Origin of the sequence: Pseudoalteromonas caenipelagi (assembly GCF_013140855.1) — a bacterium.
Taxonomy (GTDB): Bacteria; Pseudomonadota; Gammaproteobacteria; order Enterobacterales; family Alteromonadaceae; genus Pseudoalteromonas; species Pseudoalteromonas caenipelagi.
Genome location: NZ_JABBPG010000001.1, coordinates 911855 through 935979, shown reverse-complemented (window position 1 = coordinate 935979; position 24125 = coordinate 911855). Strand labels below are relative to the sequence as shown.

Here is a 24125-nt window from a genome sequence, read left to right as displayed (position 1 = left end):
AGCTGAATCGACACGCTGCATTTTGCTCAAGTCAGACAAAAAAGCGGCCTCTGTAGTTAAAAGCGTGACAGTTATTTGTACTCATGCTCCCGACAGATCAATTTGACCTGATAAGACGTTAAAGGTTGTTTCACTAATCCACAAAAATAACTGCCATCTTCTTTTGTTTCGTTGTAGCGGCAAGATTGACACACCCCAAATGTTTTAAGGTTATTAGCTTTGAGTAAGGCTGTTAGTAGCAGCCCTAATGACGACTCTATGTCAGCGCGCTGCGCTGCAGATAAGTGCTCAATTGCACCAGCGAATAGGGGCGTGGGAATAATCTCTTGGACCAACTGTTGGCCTTTGCTAGAAAGCTTAAGATGAGTCATACGCTTGTCTTTTTCATCGAGTTTTTTAATGAGCAACTCTTTTGTTTCTAATACCTTAAGTGTTTGAGAAACAGTCCCTTTGGTTAAGCCAAGGTACTCTGTCACTGCCATTGGACTATCAGAAAATTGATTACATAGCGACAAATAGTGTAGCACTTCAACCTGAACGGGTTGTAGTCCATATTCCGCGCCTGCTTTGCGCGCACCTATTTTTAGGAGCTCACCCAAGCGTTCAACATTGTTATAAATTTGATTCGTTTTCATAGCTAAATAGTATCGACTAAAAACTATGTTGACAAGATTGATTTTCGCCTTTAGATTAATTTGGTGTCGACTCAATACTAAATTAATCAATCAAAAAGGAATCTATTATGAAAACAGCCATTTTTTACCATGCAGGGTGTCCTGTGTGTCTTAGTGCGAAGCAACAGGTTTTAGATGCATTAGATAAAAATCAATTTGCCATTTCAGTGATCCATTTGGGCGAAAACATATCAACGCTTGCTGATGCACAGCTGGCAGGCGTTAAATCTGTGCCGGCGTTGGTGCTTGATGGTTCGGTGTTTCATATTAATTTTGGAGCAGCGCTTGAGGATTTAAAAGGAGAGCAACATGCGTAACTACTGTTTAGTCTTAACTTTAGTAAGTATTGGGGTGTGTCAAAGTGTCAGTGCGCACACTGAGCATAAAGGCGGAATTCACTCAGATGTTGAGCAGGGAACCTTAGCCCCTTTTGATATTATTCATACCAAAATAACCACTGACGGTAATGTTGCCACTTTTCATATGGCAGTGTCTAAACAGGCTGGTGATAGCAAACCATCTGTGAACGGCAAGCTGGCGGGTAGTCGTGTATTTTCATATGTGTGGCCAACAACGATGGATAGCTATGAGGTTGGTTTTGAGAAAAAGGCCGGTATTTTAGCATTAGCTGTTACGTCACATCCTGATTTTGATGATACGCCCTTGTTTGATGAAAATGGCGATGGTGATACTAAAAATGATGGCAACGTATGGCATAGCCATTGGGTAGTGCTTGAGCCTAACGAGTTATGTGGAAAAGGCGCGTTAGGTGTGGTGGATATTCCAAAAGACAGCAGGCCTAGATTACCAAAAACTTGGCCCGGCTTACCTATTTTATTAGATAGCCCAGGTTGGAACCCGACTTTTAAATCTAATGTTGTTGAAGTGAGCATTCCATTTGATGATATCGGCATTGTTGAAGGTGCTACATTCGATGGGGTTACTGCTGGTCTGAGAGTTAATCAAAGTGTTCATGCGCCACTGCTTTGCGTTGTGAATGTGATGGATGTTGCATCGGGCAATCTGTCGTTACCGGGTAAAGTGAACGGCTAGTGTGGCGGTATAAAAAGCAAATACAGCTCTTATCATGAAAGCGTGATTGGGGCTGTATTAACGTGGTGATGCAGCAATGTTACGTTACCTTAGCCTGTATCTCTTTCGCTTAGAGCCAAGCGTTATTATTTAGAAAGCGATAGTGTAGTCGGTCTGTTAAATGACTAACCAGTCAAGCTGAAATAAAATATATTTCATATTATCAAGGTGTTAACTGTGTTTTTTCTTTTTTTCACTCTCTTTTACTTAGTTTTCCTTGTTGTGAGTGTTGCTAATTTAGGAATATACCCCAGTGATTTCATACCATTCAAACGCAAGCGTATGCGATCACAACAACATCAACAGACTTTACGCGAGAGAACCATGAGAAAAAATCTAATAGCAAATATATTCGTTTTGGCAACAACCATAGCGTGTGCCAAAGCCACTGCGTACTCAAACCCACATAATTGGCTCTATGACACAGGGTGGAAGCTTAACATTCAAGCAGAAATAAAAGACGGTAGTAAGGTCGGTGCCGACTATCATGACAGCAGTTCGCCTGTATATGTTTGTCAGTACATGAACCTACCAGGTAAGCATGTAAATGGCATGTGTTATGTAGCCTTGAGAGGCAAAGAGTACGGTTCACCAGTCTTTAATAGTTTATTGACAAAGTTTGATGGACTTGCGTGGGCCAGTCGTTTACATGGCCCTTATAAAAAAGGGGCGTTGCCTGATCAGATCCGTAGCAATGCGGTTATTGGCGGTAGTGAAGGGTTTGACGTATACATTTGTAAAGGTATGCATGGTCCACATTCTGTAGTGGGTAAGTTTGTGCGAGGGCATGGTTGTTACTATGGTCACAGAGGCCGAGAGTACTTATTAAGAGTGAGCGAGGATAACTTCTCGGTATTAATCGATAATTATAGCGGGCAGAGATAGAATAAAAAACGCTGTGATTACTTTCCAACCGATCACAGCGTGTTTGCTAGCACTAAAAGAGTTTATTTACTCTAATCTCTTGCTCGATACAATTGCAAAAAGTACCAGTCAGTTGTGCGTTGATATATATTTTTATTTACAAAATATTATTATTGTAAAATTTACGTATGAAAAAGTTGGATTTCTGGTTTGTTTTCGGTGTATAACGATTGTGTACCAATTTAGATACAAGCTAGAATATATTAACGGACCTATATGGCACTCAAGCAAGCGCAAGGACAATTCTCAAAACCGCTAAGTGAGCAATATTCATTAGTCAAGTTCAACGACTTAACTATTTGCTTTTCAAGGAAAAAAGTATACAAAAAACAAAAAGACATTCAATTGAGTGAGTTGTCATATCAGTTATTGGTCACGCTGTTAAATAATGCGCCAAATCCTGTGTCTTGTACACAATTGCAAACGTTAGTTTGGGGCAATGTAATCACCGGGGAAGACAACGTTAAGCAGCGCATCAGAATACTTAGGCTGGCGTTAGGACAAGAAGGGGCTGGTGAGAGTATCAAAAATGCGCGTGGTAAAGGGTATTACATTGATGCAAAACTCACCTGGCAATTACAAAAAGAGTTGCCCTTGGTCGCATATCTTAAAAGCCCTGTTGTATACACTGTTGTTTTGCTGCTGCTTGTGGGCAATTCACTTCCTTATGAAAAGGAGGTTTTAAGTAAACATTCTATCTCTGAATTAACTATCCATAAAGAAGATGTCATCCGTATTGCCGCAGCGGATGAATCGCAAGCGTTTTGTTTTGATGGTTATGATGACTATATTGAAATTGCAGACACAGATGAGCTAGATATTTCTATTGAAGATTTTTCCATTACTGCATGGATAAAAACCACAGCATTAGAGCAGCGGGTCATCGTTGATAAGCGTTATGAGAACCAATTGTCTCATGTACAAGGATACGTATTATTTGTTGATGAAGGTCGGCTTGGCTTTCAACTGGCTGATGGTCAGGGTAGTTGGTACTGTGGACAGCCCGGCGCATCATGTACAAACTATATTACGCAGGCTTTTATCGCTGATGGCAACTGGCACCATATAGCAGTATCTATTGATCGAGATGACTCGTCAGGGATCCGATTTTTTGTTGATGGGCGGCAAACTTGTAGCCATGATCCTACACTTAGGTCTGGGTCTTTAGCTAATAACATGCCTCTGAGAATAGGTAGTCGCTCATCATATTTGACTGGATTATTCGAAGGGCAGATTGCAGAAGTTGCACTTTATCACAGAGCACTGGATGTTTATGATATAGCCTCTGATTATCAAAAAGGTAATACGCGTCAGTGTTATAGTATTGCCACGAAAGGCGGGTTAATAACGGCTAAACGATAAATTTTATAAACGCTAATGTAGCTGCGTTAGCCAACTGGTTTTATATTCACAGCCTCATGGAAAAGCACATTTATTCTCTCATATCACACAATATATTGACGACATTAAATGACAAAACGATCAAATCAAATGGTTAAGTAAATGGTGGTCTGGGAAGTTATCAAGCTATGCGATTTTAAAACAACCGCTTTTATAAATAGAAGGGTTATTTGGTTTGGCGCTAAGGTCTTTAACGTCGGGAATAACCTGATTAAAGCCGCAGACAAGCGATATCTGCAGCTTTAAACGCATAGACTAAATAGGCTAGCCTTCGATTAAATCTTCAACACCAACAATCAGCCAAGGGGCATTATCTTGGGTTTGGCGTTCAAGGTGCCACACTTCGTGAATTGGCTCTTCTTGCTTGTCACCAAGGTCACGATACTTACCTTTAAATAGAATACTTACTTCCCACACATCCGCTTTGGTATCTGCGCGTACGAGCTGAGCATCAACAAACATGACTTCAGTGGCCACGTCACCTTCATTTTCACGCTGCTGTTTAAACTCATCAACCAACTCTGGGCTTAGGTACTCAGCCATGGTGGTATAGTCTTTTTTGTTCCATGCGTCCTGTAGAGTGTGGTAATGCTGACGAGCACCTTGTAAAAAGCCATTGACGTCAAAATCATTAGGCAAGTTAAAAGGTACTGAGTCTTGCTGCTGCCCAAAGCCGCTTGTTGGGGCCTGAGTTTGAAACTGTTGGGGTTGGTTTAGCTGCTCAGAGCCACCCACCTGTGGGCCACCCATTTGTGGGCCACCCGCCATAACCGGTTGCTGACGCTTTTGCATCATACTTTTGATAAGTTTGAAAATAACAAATGCTGCTAGAGCGAGTAAAATCATCTCTAACAGTTGAAAGCCTTCAAAATCGTCGCCAAGCATAGCGGCAATTAAACCACCAGCTAATAAGCCACCTAATACACCAGCCATAATACCTTTCTTACTTGATTTAGGCTTTGCTGTCGAAGCAGGTGAAATCGCTTTGGTATCGGTTTGCTGTTTTTGTTGCGTGGTGCTGGTTTGTTGGGTTTTGCCAGTAGACTTACTGCCAAACTTTTTCCTTGCTTCTACGTTAAAGCTACTCACAAATAGTAGTGAGATCAGCGAGAAGAACACAATAAAGTTTTTCATAACTATCCTATAAAACTAAAACTGCAGGAATTGTAAAGAAATCATTGTATAAGAGGAATAAAAAACGGCTCAATACGGGTGAGAAAGCGATAAGCGGTACGCGTATAACGTACCGCTTTTTTTACAACCTTAAAGCCAGCGAAGAGCGCTTGCGACGTTTTTTTGATATTGCTCTACTGGAGAGCCTAAATTAGCAACAAGTACCGTTGCTGCATGCTGGTCTTGCTCGATAATACCGTTATAGCGATCGTCTTTAAACTGACCATCTCCACCTAAACTATTTTTGCCAGAAAGCGGCACTATAAACACCGTCATAGGACCATGCTCAGACTGAAAAACCAAGTGTAAGCTTTTTTGACCCTTGAAGTTACAAAAAGTAGCGTAGGTTACATCTCCAGGTAACGACTCAAGCTTTGCTCCAAACAGTGATAATTTGTCATTAACTACTTGTAAGGCAATCTTGGTATTACTTTGAAACGCCACTTGTTCGTGATGAACGTGGGCTAGGGCGTGTTCACCTGCAAGTAATGGTGTTTGGGTTGCGCTCATAAAGTACAAACCTAAAGCAAAGGTTGCACTTGCCGCAGTTGCAAATGGTGTTTTGTAACGCTTAAACCAGCTTTTTCTAGCAACTACATTATGGGCATTATCCGCTTTTTGGTTTGCTAAAATACGCTCGGCTAAGCCATCAGGCACTTTGACATCTAGGGCCTTATTTAGCTGTACATCAAAAGCTTGTAACTCTTCTAGCAAGGCTTGTTGCTCGGCATTATTTGCAGCCTCCTGCGCAACTTCCTTATCGTTAGGATCGGCAAAAAGGCGGCGACGAAATTCAAGGTCATTCATCAGTTTTGTGCCCCTTTTAATGGTTCTTGATGCTCTGTTAACGCGTCTTTAAGCTGGTTCCTAGCCCGATAGAGTCGCGTCATCACGGTATTTTTGTTCAGTTCTAAAATTTCTGCAATTTCCTCTCCTGAGCAGCCCATAACAACTTGCAGTAATAGCGGCTCACGATACTCAACTGAGAGCTTATTAATTTGCCTTTGAATAACAGTCTGCTCCATTTCTTCATCTAAACTTGCGGAGGTATTGTCAATCAACGTATCGTTTTCGACATCGGCATAATCAAATTGTTTTCTCTCAAAGCGTCGTGCGTTTTCACGACGTATAATAGTTAGTAACCATGGCTTTGCCGCATTGTTGTCTTGTAATGAGTCAAGCGAACGCCAAGCCCGTAAAAAAGTTTCTTGTACCAAATCTTCGGCTACCGTTGGGTCTTGGCATAGCCAGTAGGCAAAGCGATAAAGCTCGCCATGATAAACCTGTACCAAAGCTTCGTAGCGTTTTTGTTTAGTGGTCATGCTAGTAAGACCTTATAGTTGGTAATTTTATTACACCACGATATAAAATAATTTTTACCTAGCTCAATATAGTTGAGCTAGGTGTGCATTATCGCCTGCTGTTTGGCTGTTATTGGCGCTAGCCACAAGCTTATATATCTTAGATAAATCAGCAGATTGATTGCTATCACTATAGAGGGATGCCTGTAGTTTGGCAATTTCATCGCTAAGTTCAGGTATGTTAAGTTGTGTCAGCCAAGCGTCTAGGCCAAGGCCATTACTTCGGCTTTGTGCAAGTTCGCGCAGCGCCTGATAAAAAGCATTTGCATCATTTTGCTTTAACGCGTTTTTAAGATCTGCGTTTGGGTTGATGACGGACTTGTGCGCCTTTGTCGACACCTTTTCACTACCCTTTTTAGGCTTACGTATAATCCAAATCGCTAAAGTGAGCAACCAAAGTACATAACCCGATATCAAAATAAGCCAATCAATCCAGCTTTTAGTGTGAGTGGCGCTTTGCATTGGCTGTTGCACTATTACGTGTGGCTGCTCGGTATTTTGTGGTTGCGTTATTTGCGGCTGTGTAGGTGTTACAGCCATAGGTTGATTGGGGTCTGCAACAACGGTAATAGTACGCTCAGGTAAAGTGGCATAATTCACTTTGTTAATTACGGTATTAAACCAAGGGATCTTGACCTCGGGTAGGGTGTAGGTGCCAGGGCTTTGCGGAACAAGTGCATGTGATGACACCAGCTGAGAAATAACGCGCCCATCACGGGTAAGCTGGTTTCTATCACTTTCATCTGGGTAGCTGCGAATACCGGTAATATTATCAAGCTTAATATCTGGCAGTTGCTCTTGCGTAACCCCCAAAGCGGTGAGCGTGATTGTGCGTGTGATTGGGGTGCCAACGGTGACTTGCTCATCTGCGGGCTGCCACTCTTCGCTTAAATTGACTAGCTCACTGGGCAACCAAGTGCCTTGGTAATCATTTGGAATCGGCTTTACATCGATATTGATTTCTTGTGCAATGGCTGACACAGCCATTCGACGATAGTTTTCGCGCACTTGGCCGTTGAATACGGGGGGAGCAATGGTAAATGAACCGCTTTTTTGTGGTTGTAATAGGTACTCTCTCGTGATCACCATGTAGCGACGACCATCGACCACTTCATAGTCTTCTTTTTGTTTACCCATCTGGGTGATCTGTGCATCGTCAATTTGCGGCGCTGTAAGTTGCCCATCTAATAAGTCTTTGCCTAAATAAAGCTTCACCGTATAGAGTCCTGCCTGCTGCACATAGAGTGTGCTGGGCGCCAGCTCTGCTTTTACAAAAATATCTTTTTGGTCTTGGGCATCGTCACTACGAGGGACTACTTTTAGCTCGATTGGTTCTGAGCGTTTACCCGACACTTCAAATGCTGGAATAGTAAACGTTCCAGCTTGACGTGCTAGCACTTGCATTTGCCACGTAGTTTGGCTGCTCATGCTGCCATTAATAATGCTGGTACGTGAGCTTACACTCACTGGGCCGGTTACAAACTGTTGTGTGAGTGCACTCGTATCAGGCTGTTCCCCCGACACTTTGCCGTCAGCGGCGATCGTGAGGGTAAAGTACTCGCCCACTAACACTGGATTTTTATCAACACTGGCCGTTAATTTATCAAAGGCCATGACTGGGTTTACTAATAGTAATAGGAATACACATACAAACAAACGTATTACCATGATTTTTCAACTCCTTGTGGGCGGCGGCGTTGTTGAGCGCGTTGTTGTGCTTTTAGCTGCATTTTATTGCGTAACAAAATAGCAGGGTCGTCAGGCACTTTACGAAGTAACTGATTAAGCTGTTGCGCTTTTTCTTTTTCTTCTGGTGTGAGTGGTTGTGCAGATACAGAGGCTGCTTGTTCTTCACCTTGTTGTTGAGCTTGCTGCTCTGAGTGTTGCTGAGCTTGTTGCATGGCTTCTTTTACTGCTTGCTTGTCTTGATCATTTTTAGTTCGCTCGGCATCAGAGCTTGTTTGCTCATTTTGCATGTCAGGTTGATTATTTTGCTCACCTTGTTGCTGTTGGTCACCTTGTTGCTGCTGGTCACCTTGTTGCTGTTGGTCGCCTTGCTGCTGTTGGTCACCTTGCTGCTGCTGGTCACCTTGTTGCTGCTGGTCACCTTGTTGCTGCTGGTCACCTTGTTGCTGCTGGTCACCTTGTTGCTGCTGGTCACCTTGTTGCTGCTGGTCACCTTGTTGCTGCTGGTCACCTTGTTGCTGCTGGTCACCTTGCTGCTGTTGGTCACCTTGCTGCTGTTGGTCGCCTTGCTGCTGCTTCAACTGTTCAACTAACTTTTTATTATCAGCGGCTTGACTCAAACTTGGGTCAAGTTCTAATGCTTTGTCGTAAGCCTTTAGCGCGTCATCAAGTTTACCTTGCTGGGCAAGGGCATTGCCGTAATTGTACTGACCAACTGACGTGGCAGCATCTTTAAGCACTTCGGCTGCTTGTTCATAATTACCTTGTTTATACAATGCGGCACCTTTTAACGTAGCGTTATCTGCGGATGTAGCTTGCGCATAGTTTTCTTTTTGATACTCACTGAGTGCGTTTTGGTCGGTATTTTTAAACCAGCTCTGCCAATCTGCCGCTATCGCTTGTTCAGTCGGTTGCATTACAAAGAGTAGGGTAACTAAGGTCAATCCAGCTCGACGCATCAGCAACAAAGCCAACGGCAGTAAAATAATCAAACCATATTGGCCTGCATCAATGCGCCACAACGTTTTACTTTGCTGTGATTCACTGAGCTCACTTTGGCCGTGTAGTTTAGGCGTAAACGCTTTGATGTCATCACCGCTTGGTTTATATCGCACCAGTTGCCCGCCATGTCTCTTAGCAAGGCCATTTAAACGAGAAAAGTTAATTTTTGGTACTACGATTTGCCCTGAGCGGTCTTTTAAGAAGCCGCCCTCAGGCAGTGCTATCGGCGCACCTTGCTCAGTGCCTACTCCATAAATACTTAAAGTAAATGTTTGGCCTTTAAGTTCGGCATTTATATCATCAACATCAGATTGCTCTAGTCCATCGGTAACTAAAATGATGTCACCATTTGCGTATCCTGCTTGTTTGAGCAATGCAATAGACTCGCTTACCCCTGCCAGCACATTTGAGCCTCGGCTAGGCATTATATCAGGGCTAAGACTTGGGATTAGGTTTGCCAATGTTGCTGCATCACTGGTTAGCGGAGAAACAACAAAAGCATCACCGGCATAAGCAACCAGTGCCGTATCACCTTCTTTAAACAGCTCAATCATATCGAGCGCTTTAAAACGTGCTTGTGTTAGCCGGTTTGGCGTTATGTCGTTAGAATACATCGAATACGACATGTCCATTAACAGCACGCGGGCTTGTTTTGCCTGATAAACAGGTACTTGTTGCTTTTCAAAGCTTGGACCTGCAGCACTGATGATGGCAATCAGCAAAAATACACTAATAAGCAAAGGGCTGTGCTGTTTGCGCTGCTGCTTAGATTCGACCAGCATTACGCTTGCCAAATGGGGCGCGATAAGGTCGCTGTGTTGGTGCTTAGCGCGCTTTATAAACTGAATTGATGAAATCACCAACCACGGTACTAGCAACCACAACAACTCGGGGCGAATAAACATAAACTCCATGCTATGCCTCCTGTTTTAAGCCACGCACGGCTTTGATCAAAATACTAACAGCGATGAGCAGCAGAACGGCCAATAATGGCCAGAAGAACAGTGCCAACTGCGGCCTGAAGGTTTGTGCCTCATCCGAGATTGGCTCTAGCTTGTCGAGCTCTTGGTAAATTTGTTGCAGGCCCGCAACATCTTTTGCTCTAAAGTACAGCCCGCCTGTTTCTTTGGCAATGTGTTTAAGGGTTGCTTCATCAATATTACTGCCACTAGCACCACCCATACCAAACAAGCTAAATCCGCCTCTACCGTCGGAGCCAACGCCCACGGTGTATACTTTAATGCCTTCTTCTTTGGCTAATAACAGCGCATCTTCTGGGTCGAGGTTGCCCGCGGTATTTTGGCCATCAGTTAACAGAATTAAGATGCGGTTACTTTGCTCTTTCTGACTAAAACGCTTTACCGATAAACCCAAAGCATCACCAATTGCGGTGGCACGACCAACAAGGCCAATTTGTGCTTCGCTGAGCATTTGACTCACGGTGTTTAAATCTCGGGTCAGGGGGGTTTGTAAAAATGCGGTATCGCCAAACAAAATAAGCCCCAGACGGTCACCTTGGCGCTGCTCAATAAACTCACTCAGTACCGCTTTTACCACAGAAAGCCGGTCTATATAGCGGCCTTGATATTCCATATCTTGCTCGGTCATCGAACCTGATAAGTCCACTGCCAACATAATATCGCGGCCCTCATTAGGCAGTGCAACGGGATCATCGAGCCATTTAGGGTTAGCGGCTGCAGTCACTAGTAACAGCCAGATAAGTGCTTCTAGCCAGTTAACCCCGCGGCTTTGCTGCACTGCTTTTGGTGCAAGCGCCGCCAGTTGTGCAAAACTTGGCATGCGCAAACGCGCAGAGGTGTTATGTTGTACAGGCTTCAGTTTGGCGATAAGCCACGGCAGAGGCAATAAAACAAAGGCCCAAGGCCAGCTAAATTCAAACATCTAGGGCCTCTTTTAATTTAAAGTTTTTTATTGCTTGCTGTAGCTTGTTAGCAAGTTGCTCGCTAGGCGTTGGTCCGTACAAACTGTCTAGCTCTTGCGCATTGAAGGTTTGTCCGCACAAAATCGTTAGGCGAGTTGCCCACAGTTGATTTGAACCTGCAACGGCGCGTGTACCGTAATAATGTTTGGTTAAGCGCTTGAGCAAAATATGTAATTGCTGAGCATCATGTTGATGTTCAGTAATGTGCTTGATTGCTTCTCGCTTTGCTTGATGATATTTCCATGCTTTATATCGCCATACGGCAACGGCAATGAAAACAAAGAGCGTAATTAAAATAACGGCCCACATGGCGTATGAAAAAGGCCACCATGAAACCTCGCTTGGTGGCATAACGTCGTGTAAAGCATCTAATGGCGAAGCTTGCATAACTACTACTATTACCTCGTAAGCTGTGATTCAAGCGGCGTAGCCGCACTAAAAGATTGCATTGTCATGCCCGCACGTTTTAACCGTGATAGTCGGGTAGAAAACGCCTCTGCTGCTTGTTTAGCAAATTTTGCTCTAAATTGTTTATCCATCAAAGGTAAGGTCCATGCATTACTGCCAGCCTCTACCATAATTGCCTCGCGATACGCGGGGAGTTGATGTTCAAAAGGGTCACTAATTTGGCAACCGATTAATTCACAATGACGAGCAAGGCGCTCTAGTTGCTTAAAACTGGCGTCATTTAGATTGGTAAAGTCAGAGATGACATATATTAAGCTGCCAGGTTTGGCTAAATGTGTTAACCGCTTTAAATTATCTGCAAAGCGGTTTTGGGCCTGATGCTGTTCCATCATTTGATCTTTGTTAAACAAAGCTTGTTGATGGATATCGCATAGCTGGTGGCAAAGAGCTAATACGCCTTTATCTCTGGCTGTAGGTTTAAGTTCATGATGACCGTGTTCGTTAAACACAATCCCACCCAATCTATCACCACGCTGACAAGCGGACCAAGCGACTAATGCACTTAAGTGGGCCGCCTGCACAGATTTAAGAAGCAGCTGACTACCAAATAGCATACTGTTTGATAAATCGGTAAAAACAAACACTGGGCGCTCTTTTTCTTCTTGATAAAGCTTAGTATGCGCCTCTCCGGTGCGGGCCGTTACACGCCAATCGATGGCGCGGATATCGTCGCCATATTGATATTGACGGACTTCGGCAAACTCCATACCTCGACCTTTATGAGGCGCTAGATACTGACCCGCTTGCGCGCTTTTAATGCGTGCTTTGGGCTTAAGCGACAAGAGACTGGCTTTGGGCTTGTAATAAAGTAACTCTTTCAAGCCCAATTGCGCGCCATTGCTATGGCATTGCTCTAACCATGCTTGGCTTGATAACTGAGTTGGTTGCATCATTACGGTACTGGCACTAATTCAACTATACGACTGATCACTTCATCTTTACTAATGCCATCGGCTTGTGCTTCGTAGCTTAAAATAATGCGATGGCGTAGCACGTTATGAATAACCGCTTGGATATCTTCGGGAGTTACAAACTCTCGATTATGCAGCCAAGCGTGGGCACGGGCACATTTATCAAGTGCAATCGTTGCTCGTGGACTGGCACCAAACTCGATCCATGCCCCTAATTGAGGGTCTAATTTGGCGGCTTGTCGAGTGGCAATGATAAGTTGGACCAAATATTGTTCCAGCGGTTCCGCTAGATGCAGTGAAAGTACACTTTTGCGTGCTGCAAACAGTGTGTCTTGACTGATAGGGGTGAAACTGACTGCTTCTTGTTCTAGCGCTTCTCCTCGGGTTAAGCGCAAAATTGCCAGCTCATTTTCTGCATGAGGGTAGTCAATATTAAGATGCAATAGGAATCGGTCTAGCTGCGCTTCTGGAAGTGGGTAAGTACCTTCTTGCTCCAACGGGTTTTGCGTTGCCATCACCATAAACAGACTTGATAAAGGGTAGGTATTTTTGCCCACGGTGATTTGACGCTCTGCCATTGCTTCCAATAAAGCCGATTGCACTTTAGCAGGGGCACGGTTTATTTCATCGGCCAAAATCAAATTATGAAATAGTGGGCCTTTTTCAAACACAAATTCACTGGTTTGTTGGCGGTATATATCTGTGCCGGTGACGTCTGCAGGCAACAAGTCTGGGGTAAACTGAACGCGCTGAAAGCTGCCTTCGATACCTTTGGCAAGTGCATTCACCGCACGTGTTTTAGCAAGTCCAGGAGGACCTTCTACCAAAAGGTGGCCGTCTGCCAAAATGGCGATAAGCAAAGCTTGCGTTAGAGCTGGTTGACCAATAATTTGAGTATCTAGATAGCGTTTTAATTGTGAAAATTCGTTTACTGCCATTGCTTTGTCCTTGTTGTGACAAATTTTTGCTTTAAGTTATATGGATTCGTTGTCTGATCTCAAGTCTAGATTGACATTTTAGCGTCATATTAGACTCTAGTTTTTTGAATAGTTCCCCAGTTTTTTCAATAACTTTTGCTACTGTATAAAAAAGCGACTAGGGTAAGTAAGATTTGCTTCTTTAGTAACCAATTTTGATTTTACTATTGGCATTGTGGAAGCGGTTGTTTAGAATCAGGTAAAATTAAACAGGTCAGACCTGTCAGCGGGAGAGCATAATCAATGTCTGAGCAAAACATTCTAAAAACAACAAAAGGCGACCGTATCGCGATTGTAAGCGGCCTGCGTACTCCTTTCGCAAAACAAGCAACAGCTTTTCATCACGTACCAGCACTAGACTTAGGCAAGCTGGTCGTTAACGAAATGCTTGAGCGTTTGAACTTTGATAAAAAAGAAATTGACCAATTAGTTTTTGGCCAAGTGGTACAAATGCCAGAAGCGCCTAACATTGCCCGTGAGATTGTATTGGGCACGGGTATGCCTGTTTCTGTTGATGCTTATTCAGTATCACGTGCATGTGCAACCAGCTTCCAAGCCATTGCTAACGTTGCTGAGTCTATCATCGCGGGGTCAGCAACGGTAGGTATTGCTGGTGGTGCCGATTCATCATCAGTGTTACCGATAGGTGTGAGCAAAAAATTGGCGGGAAGTCTTGTAGATTTAACTAAGGCGCGCACGTTAGGACAACGCTTAAAAATCTTTTCAAGATTACGTCTTAAAGACCTTATGCCAGTCCCTCCAGCGGTTGCTGAGTATTCAACGGGTCTTTCTATGGGGCAAACAGCTGAACAAATGGCTAAAACTCACGAGATTAGTCGCGCAGATCAAGATGCGATGGCACACCGTTCACACACGTTAGCGGCAAAAGCTTGGGCCGATGGCTTGCTCAATGAAGAAGTTATGACGGCCCATGTTCCGCCGTATAAATCATTTATTGAACAAGATAATAATATTCGTACCAATTCGTCACTAGAAGGCTACGCTAAGCTAAAACCTGTATTTGACCGAGTACATGGTTCTGTCACCGCGGCGAATGCAACGCCACTGACGGATGGTGCTGCCGCGGTATTGATGATGAGTGAAAGTAAAGCAAAAGCGCTAGGCTATGACATTTTAGGTTACGTACGCAGCTTTGCATTCTCGGCAATTGGCGTGCATGAAGACATGCTAATGGGTCCTGCACACTCAACGCCTGTAGCGCTGGACAGAGCGGGTATTAGCTTAAAAGATTTAGATTTAATTGAAATGCATGAAGCATTTGCAGCGCAAGCGTTGGCAAACATGAAAATGTTTGGCTCTGACAAGTTTGCGCAAGAAAAATTGGGCCGTTCTAAAGCGATCGGTGAAATTGATATGGATAAATTTAACGTTAACGGCGGCTCATTAGCTTATGGTCACCCATTTGCAGCAACGGGTGCGCGTTTGATCACGCAAAGCTTGCATGAGTTAAAACGTCGTGGCGGCGGCTTAGCATTGACCACGGCGTGTGCCGCTGGTGGTTTAGGTGCAGCCTTTGTATTGGAGAGCGCATAATGTCAGTATTTAGTTATGAATTAAACGAACGACGTGTTGCCATCGTTACAATCGATGTGCCGGGCGAAAAAATGAATACCCTGCGTGACAGTTTTGCGGATGATTTATTAGCGGTGCTTAAACAGGGCCGCGATGACAATGTCACAGGTATGGTATTCATCAGCGGTAAGAGTGACAACTTTATCGCCGGTGCTGATATTAAAATGCTAGACAGTGCAAAAACTCGTGAAGATGCACTCGCGATATCAGAACTGTGCCATCAGGCATTCTTTACGTTGAAAAAGCAGCCTTACCCAACGGTTGCAGCTATTCATGGTGCAGCGTTAGGCGGTGGTTTGGAGTTCGCATTAGCATGTGACTATCGCGTTTGTACAGACAGTGATATCACTAAGCTGGGTTTACCAGAAGTTCAGCTCGGTTTATTGCCAGGCGGTGGTGGTACTCAACGTTTACCAAAACTGGTAGGGATTCAAAAAGCACTTGAATGGATGCTTACAGGTAAGCAAGTGCGTGCAAAACAAGCTAAAAAGTCAGGCCTTGTAAATGATTGTGTACCGCACAGTATTTTAGAGCGTGTAGCGGCTGAGTTTGCAACTAAAGGTAAAGCTAAGGCGAGCAAACCACGTTTAGATAAAATTAGCCAGTTGTTAGAGTCAAACCCATTTGGTCGCAATATCATTTTCAAAAAAGCGCAAGAGAATGTGTTGAAGAAAACCGGTGGTCACTATCCAGCACCGCTCAATATTATTAAGGCAGTGCGCGCGTCAGTGGAGCTTGATGAGCTTAAGGCTTATAAAACAGAAGCCGAGGGCTTTGCCGACTTGGTGATGACCGATGTATCTAAAGCGCTGCGTGGTATTTTCTTTGCAACCACCGAAATGAAAAAAGAGTACAAAAACGATGATGTTGCGTCCGTTGAGCGCACAGCGGTACTCGGCGGTGGTTTAATGGGCGCGGGGATTGCACATGTTAGTGCTGTGAAAGCTGGTGCATTGGTGCGTATTAAAGATGTAGCGCATCAAGGTGTGAGCAATGCCATGAACTACAGCTATAAGATTTTATCTAAGCGTCAAAAGCGCCGTATCATGAGTAAAGCTGAGCTAGAGCAAACCATGAATCGTATCACAGGCACCACTGACTATTCTGGCTTTAAGCACGTTGATATGGTGATTGAAGCGGTGTTTGAAGACTTAAAGCTTAAGCAAAGTATGGTCGCGGACGTAGAGCAAAACTGCCAAGATGACACCATTTTTGCCAGTAACACGTCGTCGTTGCCAATTGCACAAATTGCAGAGCAAGCAAAGCGCCCTGAAAATGTCATCGGTCTGCATTATTTCTCGCCTGTAGAGAAAATGCCACTGGTGGAAATTATTCCGCACGAAGGCACCTCGGAGCAAACCATAGCGCGTACGGTTAATTTTGCTCGTAAGCAAGGTAAAACCCCCATTGTTGTTAAAGATAAAGCAGGCTTTTATGTTAACCGCATTTTGGCACCTTACGTGAATGAAGCGGCTAATTTACTGCTAGCGGGTGAACCAATCGAGAAGATAGATCAAGCCTTGGTTGAATTTGGCTTCCCAGTTGGTCCATTGGCACTACTTGATGAAGTGGGCATCGACATTGGCTCTAAAATCGCCCCGATCCTTGAAAAAGAGTTAGGTGAGCGTTTTAAAGCGCCAAGTGCTTTTGAGCGTATGATTGATGCAAAACGCTTAGGTCGTAAAACGGGTCGCGGTTTTTACTCTTATGAGAAAAAGGGTAAAAAAGTCGACGAGTCTGTCTATGAGCTATTGGGTATTACCACAAGTCCACGTTTAAATAAGCAGGAAATTGCTAGCCGTTGTGTGGCGCAGATGCTCAATGAGGCGGCACGTTGTTTGGATGAAGGCATTATTGCCAGCCCTCGTGATGGTGATATTGGTGCCATATTTGGTATTGGTTTCCCACCATTTTTAGGCGGGCCATTTAGCTATATGGATAAACGTGGCGCGAGCAAAATATGCTCTGAGTTATCTACTTATGCAACCGATAACCCTGTATTTACACCTGCGCCAAGCTTAATGGCAATGGCGGAAAAAGGTGCAAAGTTTTACGTTACACCTAAGGCGCAATTAACCGAAGTGACTACTGAGGAAACCTTACAAACAGAACAAAGCGAAGCGCAATAACTCGCTAGCTGACTTTTGTTAAAAAGAGCACGGTCTTTTTGGCTGTGCTCTTTTTTATTTCTTTGGCTGAACTTTTGCTCAAAGACAATACTTTACTACACTTAACCCATGTGTGCTGCTGGGTATTTGGTGATGGAAAAGCGAATTTACCTACAATTAGGTACATTACTTACATTAACAATTTTATTCAATTTGGCATTATTTTATTGGAATGCACAAGTCGTCGAGAAATCGCATGCGTTGAATACAAATTGGTAAAAAAATACCTATACCTCTATTGAAAAAGCTTCATTACTTGCTCAGTTAGAGCGCAGTATGGGTTATGGAGGCTTTATCCATAACTTTAAGAATTTTGTATTACGAGGCGAACAAATTTATTTTATTCGAGCACAGCAAGAGCTTAGCAGCATATATCGCAGTATTGATAAATTTAGCCAGTTTGAGTTATCTGAAAAGGAATCTCAATCTATTGATACGATTAGAAATACTGTTGATCAATATGCAGCCAAATTACTCAACGAGAGTATCCAAGATAAATCCAGAGAGAATATTGCAAAATTAGATAAAATCGTGGAAGTGGATGATACGCAAGCCGAACAAGCGTTAGATGTATTGAGAATGAGTCTGCACGACAGCTATCAACGCACCATGGCTTCTCAAGCTCTACACACAGAAGAGGTCACTATATTTATTAAGCTTGGCGCATATTTTTTGTCTCCCATTGTGTGTTTAGTAGCGCTGCTTAATATGCTAATGCTGTGGTTTATGCATCAACTGCTCAAAGAGCGTACCGCGTTGATAGAGGTTATGTCAGATAGTGTCATTTACTATGATAAAGGTGGTCGAATTTGGCAAGTGAATGATGTTGGACAAAAGCAGTTTGGATATAGTAAAAAAGAGTTCATTAAAATGACCATGGCTGATTTGCTACCTAGTCATTTTAACGGTGCTACTTTTTTAAAGCAGGTAAAACATAGTTTTAATCATCCGCAGTTAGTAGATACCGAACGCGACACTTGCGTTGTAGGAGTGCACAAAAATGGCACTAAAAAGCGTTACAGAATATCCATTACCACTATTCTAAATGGTGATGGACAATTTTATATCGCTGTTATGCATGACCTAAGCGAAGAACAAGCGTTACTAGAAAAAGCGCATTTGGATTATCTCACAGGTGTATACAATCGTCGTCAAGCATACAGTTTGTTAGAAAGAGAGCTTGCTCGGTTGAATCGCTATCATCGACCTTTGGCCATACTCTTAGTTGATTTGGATAATTTTAAACCGCTTAATGATAAAGAAGGTCACTTAGCGGGGGATATTGCCCTAAAAGAGCTTTGCATATTCCTCTAAGAATCTGCCAGACCCACGGATATTATCGGCCGATGGGGGGGAGATGAGTTTATACTGGTTTGCCCCGAAACCAGTCATCACAGTGCAATGAGTTTCGCAAGAAGGCTCGTTGATGAATATGCTCAGCAAGCTAAAAACAATCTTACATTAAGCATCGGTTTAGTTGCATATGACTTTGTAAGCGATAAACTTGCTGCGGATGAATGTGTAGAGCAGGCAGATAAGGCGCTGTATAAAGCAAAAAGTTATGGTCGCAATCAAGCCGTCATTTACCAACCAGAGTTGTTTAGTATTCAATCTAATGGCTAATCTTAGTTCTGGATAAGCGGGCTTAGCCCACTCTTTTTGTTGCTTTCATTTGAAATCGCCCAAAACGCCTATCTAGACCTAGTATTTTTTACTTCATATGCAAAAGTACGTACAATCTGCGCAAGTTAGGTTGTAAGTGGTTCTGCTCGTAGTCAATGCATACAATAAGTGATCTTATCAATATCTTCGATAAGCAGTTTTTTTCTCGATATAACACACGTTTGATCAAAGGGCGTGATGAGCCAATCTATCTGCCTGCAAACACGCATTGCCATTATCATCAAGTTGTTTTTGCTCATGGTTTTTATGCCAGTGCCTTACACGAAATTGCTCATTGGTTAGTGGCAGGCGCTAAACGCAGAGAGCAAGAAGATTATGGCTATTGGTATTGCCCTGATGGGCGAGACAAAGCGAAACAGCATGAGTTTGAAAATGTTGAAGTAAAACCACAAGCCATAGAATGGGCACTCAGTGTCGCTGCGGGGTTTAATTTTAATGTGTCGGTTGATAATTTAAACGGTGAGCAAACCTGTCGGTTTAGTTTTCAGCAGCGTGTTTATGAGCAAGTTATGGTGTTTTTAGAACAGGGCTTTAATGAGCGAACAACACAGCTGCTATACGCGCTAAGCCAGTTTTACAATACCCCCTGGCCACTATCCAAACAACAATTTACTTGGCATTGCCCAAAGGAGCTATTAGATGCGCTTTAAACTTGGCTTGATTATTAACCCAGTAGCTGGACTAGGTGGGAGTGTTGCATTAAAAGGCAGTGATGGTGTAGATACTGCACAGCAGGCCATCGCTTTGGGCGCGACGCCAAAAGCGAATGCTAGAACCCAGTTAGCGCTTGAGCAATTGCTGGCATATCGCAACCAGATAGAGGTATTCACTGTAAATGACGATATGGGTGAAAGCATCGCAAAAAAATTAGGCTTCAAAACCGAAGTTGTTTACCAAAGTGCGATACCTACAGTACCCGACGATACTGAAAATGCGGTCAAGGCGCTGATTGAACATGGCGTAGATATGATTTTGTTTGCCGGTGGTGATGGCACTGCGCGCAATATTTGCGCTGCGGTTGACGACAACATTCCCGTTTTGGGCGTACCAGCTGGCTGTAAAATCCACTCAGGTGTTTATGCCATTACCCCTAAAGCTGCAGGTCGCGTGGTTGAAATGCTGATAACCGGAGAGCTGGTTACGGTATCAGATGCGGATGTGATGGATATTGATGAAGAGGCGTTTCGTCAAGGTACTGTGCGCGCTAAGCGCTATGGTGAAATGCAAGTTCCATCAGAGTTACGCTACGTACAAAGTGTAAAAAATGGCGGTAAAGAAAGCGATGAGTTAGTGCTGGCTGATATTGCGGCTTACGTTATCAGCGAGATGGATGCAGATACCCAATACATCATGGGGTCGGGGTCTACGGTTGCGGCCATTATGGAAGAGCTAAGCCTAGACAATACCCTGTTGGGGGTAGACCTAATTCAAGACCATGAACTACTTGCTCAAGACCTTACGGCAGCCCAGTTGTTAGCACGTTTGAACGATGCACCCACAAAGTTGGTGATCACATTAATTGGTGGTCAAGGCCATATTTTCGGCCGTGGTAATCAACAATTGAGTGCTGAGCTGATTAAAAAAATTGGCAGAGAAAATATTATCGTTGTTGCAACGAAAACTAAATTACAAGCATTAAACGGCCGACCTCTAATAGCCGACACGGGCGATGAAGAGCTCGACCAAACGCTTAGCGGGTATATAAATGTTGTTACCGGTTACAATGATCACGTTATGTATGCCGTTGGCCATTCAGATTTAAATTAGGAAACCAATATGTCATTTCAAGAGTATATAGACGTTGCACAGCAATTTTTTGATAACTTAGTAGATAGAGCTAGTGATGATGAGCTATTTGCTGGCGGCTATTTGCGTGGTCACTTTGATTTAGCTGTGGGTTATGCGCAAGTCGCTGGTGAAGAAGTCAGTGTTGAGCAGCTTAATGAAGAGATTGAAAAAAGCCTAGTAAAAGCGTACCGTAATGGTGAACTAACGGAAGAAGACAAAACCCATGTAGTTGATATCTGGGAGCAAGTTAAAAAGCTCGCAGCTTAATATTTGCAAAGCATCACCTATATTCAGTGATGCGCTAGGAATGTTTTACGAAGGAATCATATGTCTATTACCTCTAAAGCGCTGGTTTTAACTGGCGCACTTTTTTGTTCTAGTGGATTTTCAAACACAGATGCCCGAACTGAATTTTCTCAAACATACCATGCTTATCAACGTGCTGTAGAAAACAGCGAGTATGAGAAAATAGAGCAATTCGCTAAGTTAGCCTACGAGCAAGGCAAGGCTGTGTTTGGTGAAAAGTCACAAAATGCCGCCAACCTTGCAATCAACTATGCAAAGGCCCTGTCTCATCATGATAGCAAAGAGGCACTCGTCGTTCTAAATGAAGCAATCGATACTTTAACTGTGTTGCAGGGGAAGTATTCTACTGACCTCATAGACCCCTTTATACTAAAGGTGGAGTTACTGTTACCTAATCAGGATTTAACTGCCAGAGAGTATGTTGGTTTCGCTATTGATATTGCGCAGCACCATAGCAATCATTTACTTGAATCAAAGATATATTTTGAGGCGGCAAAGCTCTTCAATCGAGCGCACGATTACTCGAGGGTAAAAAGTTATCTTAACCATGCAGATGACATCAACAAAAAGTACTTGCCCAAAGATGCTGTACATAGATTAACGGTTGATCTATGGGTAGCAGAGTTGCTATCAGCGCGCAAACAACACAAAGAAGCAGTTGCAAAATTGAATGACGTGATTGCGGTATTTGATGAGCGATTGGACTTTGATCACCCAATCGAATTAACTGCCCACTCTCGTTTGGTTGGCTTGTATGAAAAAATGGGTATGAGTGAACAAGCGACAAAGCACTGCTTAATGATAGCGAAAATGACGCCTTGGCATGATGATGTTGAGCAAACGCCGCTTTACCGCAAAGAACCTGAATATCCACAAAGAGCGCTAAAGGCAAGAGCACAAGGTTGGGTTGACCTCGAATTTACGATCACCCCAGAGGGCTTTGTAGAAGATATCTCAGTGTTAGATAAGCAACATGGACCGCTATTTGTAAAAAACACCATTAAAGCCTTAAAGCAATGGCGTTATGCGCCAAAGTTTGAAGATGGCGAAGCCGTAAGCGCAAAATCAACAGTACGAATGGAATTTAAGTTAAGTCGTTAGCATCCGTGTGAGTGGGGTGTCGCGGATATTGTAAATTTCCTCGAAATCTCACCCTCTATATTTGTGTTAAGAGGTAAACTACTATGTTAGAAAACCACAATGTTTATTACTTAAATCGGTCCATAATCTTTGCGCTATTAGTATCTGTTATATTCCCGATTTTTCTAGAGTTATTATTGACACCTTTTTTGGGACCAGGGTTGAGTATCAATCATGATCCTGATGTTATTTGGCTGATAGTTTTATTTGCATCTAACTGTTTGGCTCCAGCTGCTTTAGCAATGATTTTCTCTGAGCGTTTAAGAAAATTAAATAAAGGGTATGATTTTTATATAAATTTATGTGCTGTAGTTATTACAGTGTACGCGATTGCACTTTCTGTAATATGCTCTTTAGGGTTAAGAGGGTATGTGACAAACTTTTCCCTTGATACCTTTTTTGAAGATTACTTCCCATTAGGTAACTTTTATTTAAATATATTGTGTGTGATAAGTCTTTTTATAATTTGCCGACTAAGACGATAAACCATTGATAAGACAGCCACCATTAACAGTAGGTGGCTGTTTCATTTTTAAAACTTCCAATATAAAAACAGTAGTGTAAAGCCAAATAAGTACGCTAACCCCAGCCAGCTTAATACCTTTATAAATCCTGTCGGTTTTTTATTAATCACGCTCATCAATCGATAGTTAAACCAAGCGAACACTGGGGTAGTAACAAACGCCAGCGTCATAGCAAAGGTTAACATCTCTTTTAAGTTGGCTTTAAAAAACAGTACCACACTCATTCCTAAGATAGCTTGAACTAACACCAACACAGAAAGGCAATATTTAGGCACTGACTTTTTCGTTAACAATAACGACTCATTTAATGTACGAGCATAGCCATCAAGTACTGTGAGAGTAGTGCCAAACATACATAAAAATGCAATGGCAGCAACAAGTGAATGTGACCAAGCACCTATCGTTTGTGTATACATACTGATTAACTGTTGGCTAAATGCAATGCCTGCCAGTTCGATTTTGGTGCTACTACCATATTGAATGAGTACGCCGAGCGAGAAAAATACCACGGCAAGTAACGCGGTCAGACCATAGCCTAAATTAAAGTCAAATAAGCCCTGTTTTAGGGTTAAATCACTGGTGCGGGTTTTTGCTTTTAGCCATAACGAATTAATAGCGGAAATCTCGATTGGGGCTGGCATCCAACCCATTAATACTACTAAAAAGCCTAGCATCGCCATTTGAAATGGCTCTGGTGGTGTTGCCGGAGGAGGGTTTGCAGCACCTTGAGATATGGCTACGCAAAGCGCAGCGACTGTGGATAGCGTAAGCGTTGCCATGATCCACTTACTGGCTTTGTCGAGTAGCTTATAGTGGCCAAGCAATAAAATGGCTAAACATAGGGCTAGGAGCGCAAAACACAAAACCGTAATATCTATTTTCCAAGGCAGTGCATAATGTAATAAGCTGGCAGTGAGCAAAAGAACGCCAGCAGTATTAACAATGGCCGCAATAATATTCAGCCCCACAAAGGCGAAGAATATCGCTTTACCCTGTTGCTGATAGCCGGCAACCAAACTTTGCTTACTGAGTAACGTGTACTCTACACCAAAGCGAAAAAAGGGGTACTTGAGTAGGTTAACTACAACAATTAACCACAGCAGTTGCCAGCCAAATAATGCGCCAGCTTGGGTTGCCGCAACCAAGTGAGAGCCTCCAATTGCGGCCGTGGCCATCAATATGCCTGGGCCTAACGTTGACCCAAGTGTATCGAATTTGCTTTTTAATGCTAATAGCACAGATATTCCTTATTATTTTTTGTGCCATATTAGCGTTTACGTATTTAAAACTAAACAGAAAGTTAACATTAACG

The 24125-nt window shown here is 43.1% G+C and carries 22 protein-coding genes and 1 pseudogene; 12 read left to right on the top strand and 11 right to left on the bottom strand.

Annotated elements, in window-relative coordinates:
• Positions 1–71: 71 nt before the first annotated feature.
• The gene (locus HG263_RS04090) at positions 72–635 is read right to left on the bottom strand and encodes a MarR family winged helix-turn-helix transcriptional regulator (RefSeq protein WP_171624772.1); all 564 of its coding nucleotides are present in this window, start codon (positions 633–635) and stop codon (positions 72–74) included.
• Positions 636–742: 107 nt separating this feature from the next.
• Between HG263_RS04090 and HG263_RS04085 the strand changes: the two genes are divergently transcribed.
• The 4 genes from HG263_RS04085 to HG263_RS04070 all read left to right on the top strand — a co-directional run bounded on the left by HG263_RS04085 (position 743) and on the right by HG263_RS04070 (position 4052).
• The gene (locus HG263_RS04085; protein WP_171624771.1) at positions 743–991 is read left to right on the top strand and encodes a thioredoxin family protein; all 249 of its coding nucleotides are present in this window, start codon (positions 743–745) and stop codon (positions 989–991) included.
• The gene (locus HG263_RS04080) at positions 984–1727 is read left to right on the top strand and encodes a hypothetical protein (protein ID WP_171624770.1); all 744 of its coding nucleotides are present in this window, start codon (positions 984–986) and stop codon (positions 1725–1727) included. The genes HG263_RS04085 and HG263_RS04080 overlap by 8 nt, the downstream gene beginning before the upstream one ends.
• 363 nt (positions 1728–2090) lie before the next feature.
• Complete coding sequence (locus tag HG263_RS04075; RefSeq protein ID WP_171624769.1) at positions 2091–2651, top strand: DM9 repeat-containing protein; 561 nt, start codon at positions 2091–2093, stop codon at positions 2649–2651.
• A gap of 255 nt (positions 2652–2906) precedes the next feature.
• The gene (locus tag HG263_RS04070; protein WP_171624768.1) at positions 2907–4052 is read left to right on the top strand and encodes a LamG-like jellyroll fold domain-containing protein; all 1146 of its coding nucleotides are present in this window, start codon (positions 2907–2909) and stop codon (positions 4050–4052) included.
• A gap of 303 nt (positions 4053–4355) precedes the next feature.
• On the opposite strand, the gene HG263_RS04065 is transcribed toward HG263_RS04070, so the two are convergent.
• From HG263_RS04065 to HG263_RS04025, 9 genes are all read right to left on the bottom strand, one after another.
• Complete coding sequence (locus HG263_RS04065; protein WP_171624767.1) at positions 4356–5225, bottom strand: Tim44 domain-containing protein; 870 nt, start codon at positions 5223–5225, stop codon at positions 4356–4358.
• Between the two features lie 129 nt (positions 5226–5354).
• The gene (locus HG263_RS04060; RefSeq protein ID WP_171624766.1) at positions 5355–6071 is read right to left on the bottom strand and encodes a DUF3379 family protein; all 717 of its coding nucleotides are present in this window, start codon (positions 6069–6071) and stop codon (positions 5355–5357) included.
• The gene (locus HG263_RS04055; RefSeq protein ID WP_171624765.1) at positions 6071–6586 is read right to left on the bottom strand and encodes a sigma-70 family RNA polymerase sigma factor; all 516 of its coding nucleotides are present in this window, start codon (positions 6584–6586) and stop codon (positions 6071–6073) included. Before HG263_RS04055 ends, HG263_RS04060 begins: the two co-directional genes overlap by 1 nt.
• 63 nt (positions 6587–6649) lie before the next feature.
• Positions 6650–8293 carry a BatD family protein gene (locus HG263_RS04050; RefSeq protein WP_171624764.1) on the bottom strand — a complete coding sequence of 548 codons (1644 nt, stop codon included), beginning with the start codon at positions 8291–8293 and terminating at the stop codon, positions 6650–6652.
• Entirely contained in the window at positions 8287–10227 is a 1941-nt protein-coding gene (locus tag HG263_RS04045) for a vWA domain-containing protein (RefSeq protein ID WP_171624763.1), read from the bottom strand. The genes HG263_RS04050 and HG263_RS04045 overlap by 7 nt, the downstream gene beginning before the upstream one ends.
• Before the next feature lies 1 nt (position 10228).
• On the bottom strand, positions 10229–11215 hold the full coding sequence (locus tag HG263_RS04040) for a vWA domain-containing protein (RefSeq protein ID WP_171624762.1): 987 nt from the start codon (positions 11213–11215) through the stop codon (positions 10229–10231).
• The gene (locus HG263_RS04035) at positions 11208–11642 is read right to left on the bottom strand and encodes a DUF4381 domain-containing protein (protein WP_171624761.1); all 435 of its coding nucleotides are present in this window, start codon (positions 11640–11642) and stop codon (positions 11208–11210) included. Before HG263_RS04035 ends, HG263_RS04040 begins: the two co-directional genes overlap by 8 nt.
• Positions 11643–11653: 11 nt before the next feature.
• Complete coding sequence (locus HG263_RS04030; protein ID WP_171624914.1) at positions 11654–12613, bottom strand: DUF58 domain-containing protein; 960 nt, start codon at positions 12611–12613, stop codon at positions 11654–11656.
• Positions 12614–12615: 2 nt separating this feature from the next.
• Entirely contained in the window at positions 12616–13572 is a 957-nt protein-coding gene (locus HG263_RS04025; RefSeq protein ID WP_171624760.1) for an AAA family ATPase, read from the bottom strand.
• A gap of 282 nt (positions 13573–13854) precedes the next feature.
• Here HG263_RS04025 and fadI point away from each other — a divergent pair, with 282 nt between their 5' ends.
• From fadI to HG263_RS03980, 8 genes and pseudogenes are all read left to right on the top strand, one after another.
• Complete coding sequence (fadI, locus tag HG263_RS04020) at positions 13855–15165, top strand: acetyl-CoA C-acyltransferase FadI (protein ID WP_171624759.1); 1311 nt, start codon at positions 13855–13857, stop codon at positions 15163–15165.
• Positions 15165–17333: a fatty acid oxidation complex subunit alpha FadJ gene (fadJ, locus tag HG263_RS04015; protein WP_171624758.1), complete on the top strand. Its 2169-nt coding sequence runs from the start codon at positions 15165–15167 to the stop codon at positions 17331–17333. The genes fadI and fadJ overlap by 1 nt, the downstream gene beginning before the upstream one ends.
• 315 nt (positions 17334–17648) lie before the next feature.
• A pseudogene (locus HG263_RS22245) lies at positions 17649–18995 on the top strand (sensor domain-containing diguanylate cyclase).
• Between the two features lie 155 nt (positions 18996–19150).
• A complete protein-coding gene (locus tag HG263_RS04000; protein WP_171624756.1) occupies positions 19151–19705 on the top strand; it encodes an elongation factor P hydroxylase in 555 nt (184 codons plus the stop codon).
• The gene (locus HG263_RS03995) at positions 19695–20822 is read left to right on the top strand and encodes an ATP-NAD kinase family protein (protein WP_171624755.1); all 1128 of its coding nucleotides are present in this window, start codon (positions 19695–19697) and stop codon (positions 20820–20822) included. The genes HG263_RS04000 and HG263_RS03995 overlap by 11 nt, the downstream gene beginning before the upstream one ends.
• Before the next feature lie 9 nt (positions 20823–20831).
• Positions 20832–21110: a YfcL family protein gene (locus HG263_RS03990; RefSeq protein WP_171624754.1), complete on the top strand. Its 279-nt coding sequence runs from the start codon at positions 20832–20834 to the stop codon at positions 21108–21110.
• Between the two features lie 60 nt (positions 21111–21170).
• On the top strand, positions 21171–22250 hold the full coding sequence (locus HG263_RS03985) for an energy transducer TonB (RefSeq protein ID WP_171624753.1): 1080 nt from the start codon (positions 21171–21173) through the stop codon (positions 22248–22250).
• Positions 22251–22333: 83 nt separating this feature from the next.
• Complete coding sequence (locus HG263_RS03980) at positions 22334–22774, top strand: hypothetical protein (protein ID WP_171624752.1); 441 nt, start codon at positions 22334–22336, stop codon at positions 22772–22774.
• Positions 22775–22821: 47 nt separating this feature from the next.
• Here HG263_RS03980 and HG263_RS03975 read toward each other — a convergent pair whose 3' ends face one another.
• Positions 22822–23988: an NRAMP family divalent metal transporter gene (locus tag HG263_RS03975; RefSeq protein ID WP_171624912.1), complete on the bottom strand. Its 1167-nt coding sequence runs from the start codon at positions 23986–23988 to the stop codon at positions 22822–22824.
• Positions 23989–24125: the final 137 nt, after the last annotated feature.

Bases quoted from the DNA above. Each gene is read 5' to 3' on its own strand.
- HG263_RS04000 (WP_171624756.1), top strand. From the start codon at position 19,151: ATGCATACAATAAGTGATCTTATCAATATCTTCGATAAGCAGTTTTTT.
- HG263_RS04065 (WP_171624767.1), bottom strand. From the start codon at position 5,225: ATGAAAAACTTTATTGTGTTCTTCTCGCTGATCTCACTACTATTTGTG.
- HG263_RS04060 (WP_171624766.1), bottom strand. From the start codon at position 6,071: ATGAATGACCTTGAATTTCGTCGCCGCCTTTTTGCCGATCCTAACGAT.
- fadI (WP_171624759.1), top strand. From the start codon at position 13,855: ATGTCTGAGCAAAACATTCTAAAAACAACAAAAGGCGACCGTATCGCG.
- HG263_RS04045 (WP_171624763.1), bottom strand. From the start codon at position 10,227: ATGGAGTTTATGTTTATTCGCCCCGAGTTGTTGTGGTTGCTAGTACCG.
- HG263_RS04030 (WP_171624914.1), bottom strand. From the start codon at position 12,613: ATGCAACCAACTCAGTTATCAAGCCAAGCATGGTTAGAGCAATGCCAT.
- HG263_RS04050 (WP_171624764.1), bottom strand. From the start codon at position 8,293: ATGGTAATACGTTTGTTTGTATGTGTATTCCTATTACTATTAGTAAAC.
- HG263_RS04055 (WP_171624765.1), bottom strand. From the start codon at position 6,586: ATGACCACTAAACAAAAACGCTACGAAGCTTTGGTACAGGTTTATCAT.
- HG263_RS04080 (WP_171624770.1), top strand. From the start codon at position 984: ATGCGTAACTACTGTTTAGTCTTAACTTTAGTAAGTATTGGGGTGTGT.
- fadJ (WP_171624758.1), top strand. From the start codon at position 15,165: ATGTCAGTATTTAGTTATGAATTAAACGAACGACGTGTTGCCATCGTT.
- HG263_RS04075 (WP_171624769.1), top strand. From the start codon at position 2,091: ATGAGAAAAAATCTAATAGCAAATATATTCGTTTTGGCAACAACCATA.
- HG263_RS04040 (WP_171624762.1), bottom strand. From the start codon at position 11,215: ATGTTTGAATTTAGCTGGCCTTGGGCCTTTGTTTTATTGCCTCTGCCG.
- HG263_RS04085 (WP_171624771.1), top strand. From the start codon at position 743: ATGAAAACAGCCATTTTTTACCATGCAGGGTGTCCTGTGTGTCTTAGT.
- HG263_RS03980 (WP_171624752.1), top strand. From the start codon at position 22,334: ATGTTAGAAAACCACAATGTTTATTACTTAAATCGGTCCATAATCTTT.
- HG263_RS03990 (WP_171624754.1), top strand. From the start codon at position 20,832: ATGTCATTTCAAGAGTATATAGACGTTGCACAGCAATTTTTTGATAAC.
- HG263_RS04025 (WP_171624760.1), bottom strand. From the start codon at position 13,572: ATGGCAGTAAACGAATTTTCACAATTAAAACGCTATCTAGATACTCAA.
- HG263_RS04090 (WP_171624772.1), bottom strand. From the start codon at position 635: ATGAAAACGAATCAAATTTATAACAATGTTGAACGCTTGGGTGAGCTC.
- HG263_RS03975 (WP_171624912.1), bottom strand. From the start codon at position 23,988: ATGGCCACGGCCGCAATTGGAGGCTCTCACTTGGTTGCGGCAACCCAA.
- HG263_RS03995 (WP_171624755.1), top strand. From the start codon at position 19,695: ATGCGCTTTAAACTTGGCTTGATTATTAACCCAGTAGCTGGACTAGGT.
- HG263_RS04035 (WP_171624761.1), bottom strand. From the start codon at position 11,642: ATGCAAGCTTCGCCATTAGATGCTTTACACGACGTTATGCCACCAAGC.
- HG263_RS03985 (WP_171624753.1), top strand. From the start codon at position 21,171: ATGTCTATTACCTCTAAAGCGCTGGTTTTAACTGGCGCACTTTTTTGT.
- HG263_RS04070 (WP_171624768.1), top strand. From the start codon at position 2,907: ATGGCACTCAAGCAAGCGCAAGGACAATTCTCAAAACCGCTAAGTGAG.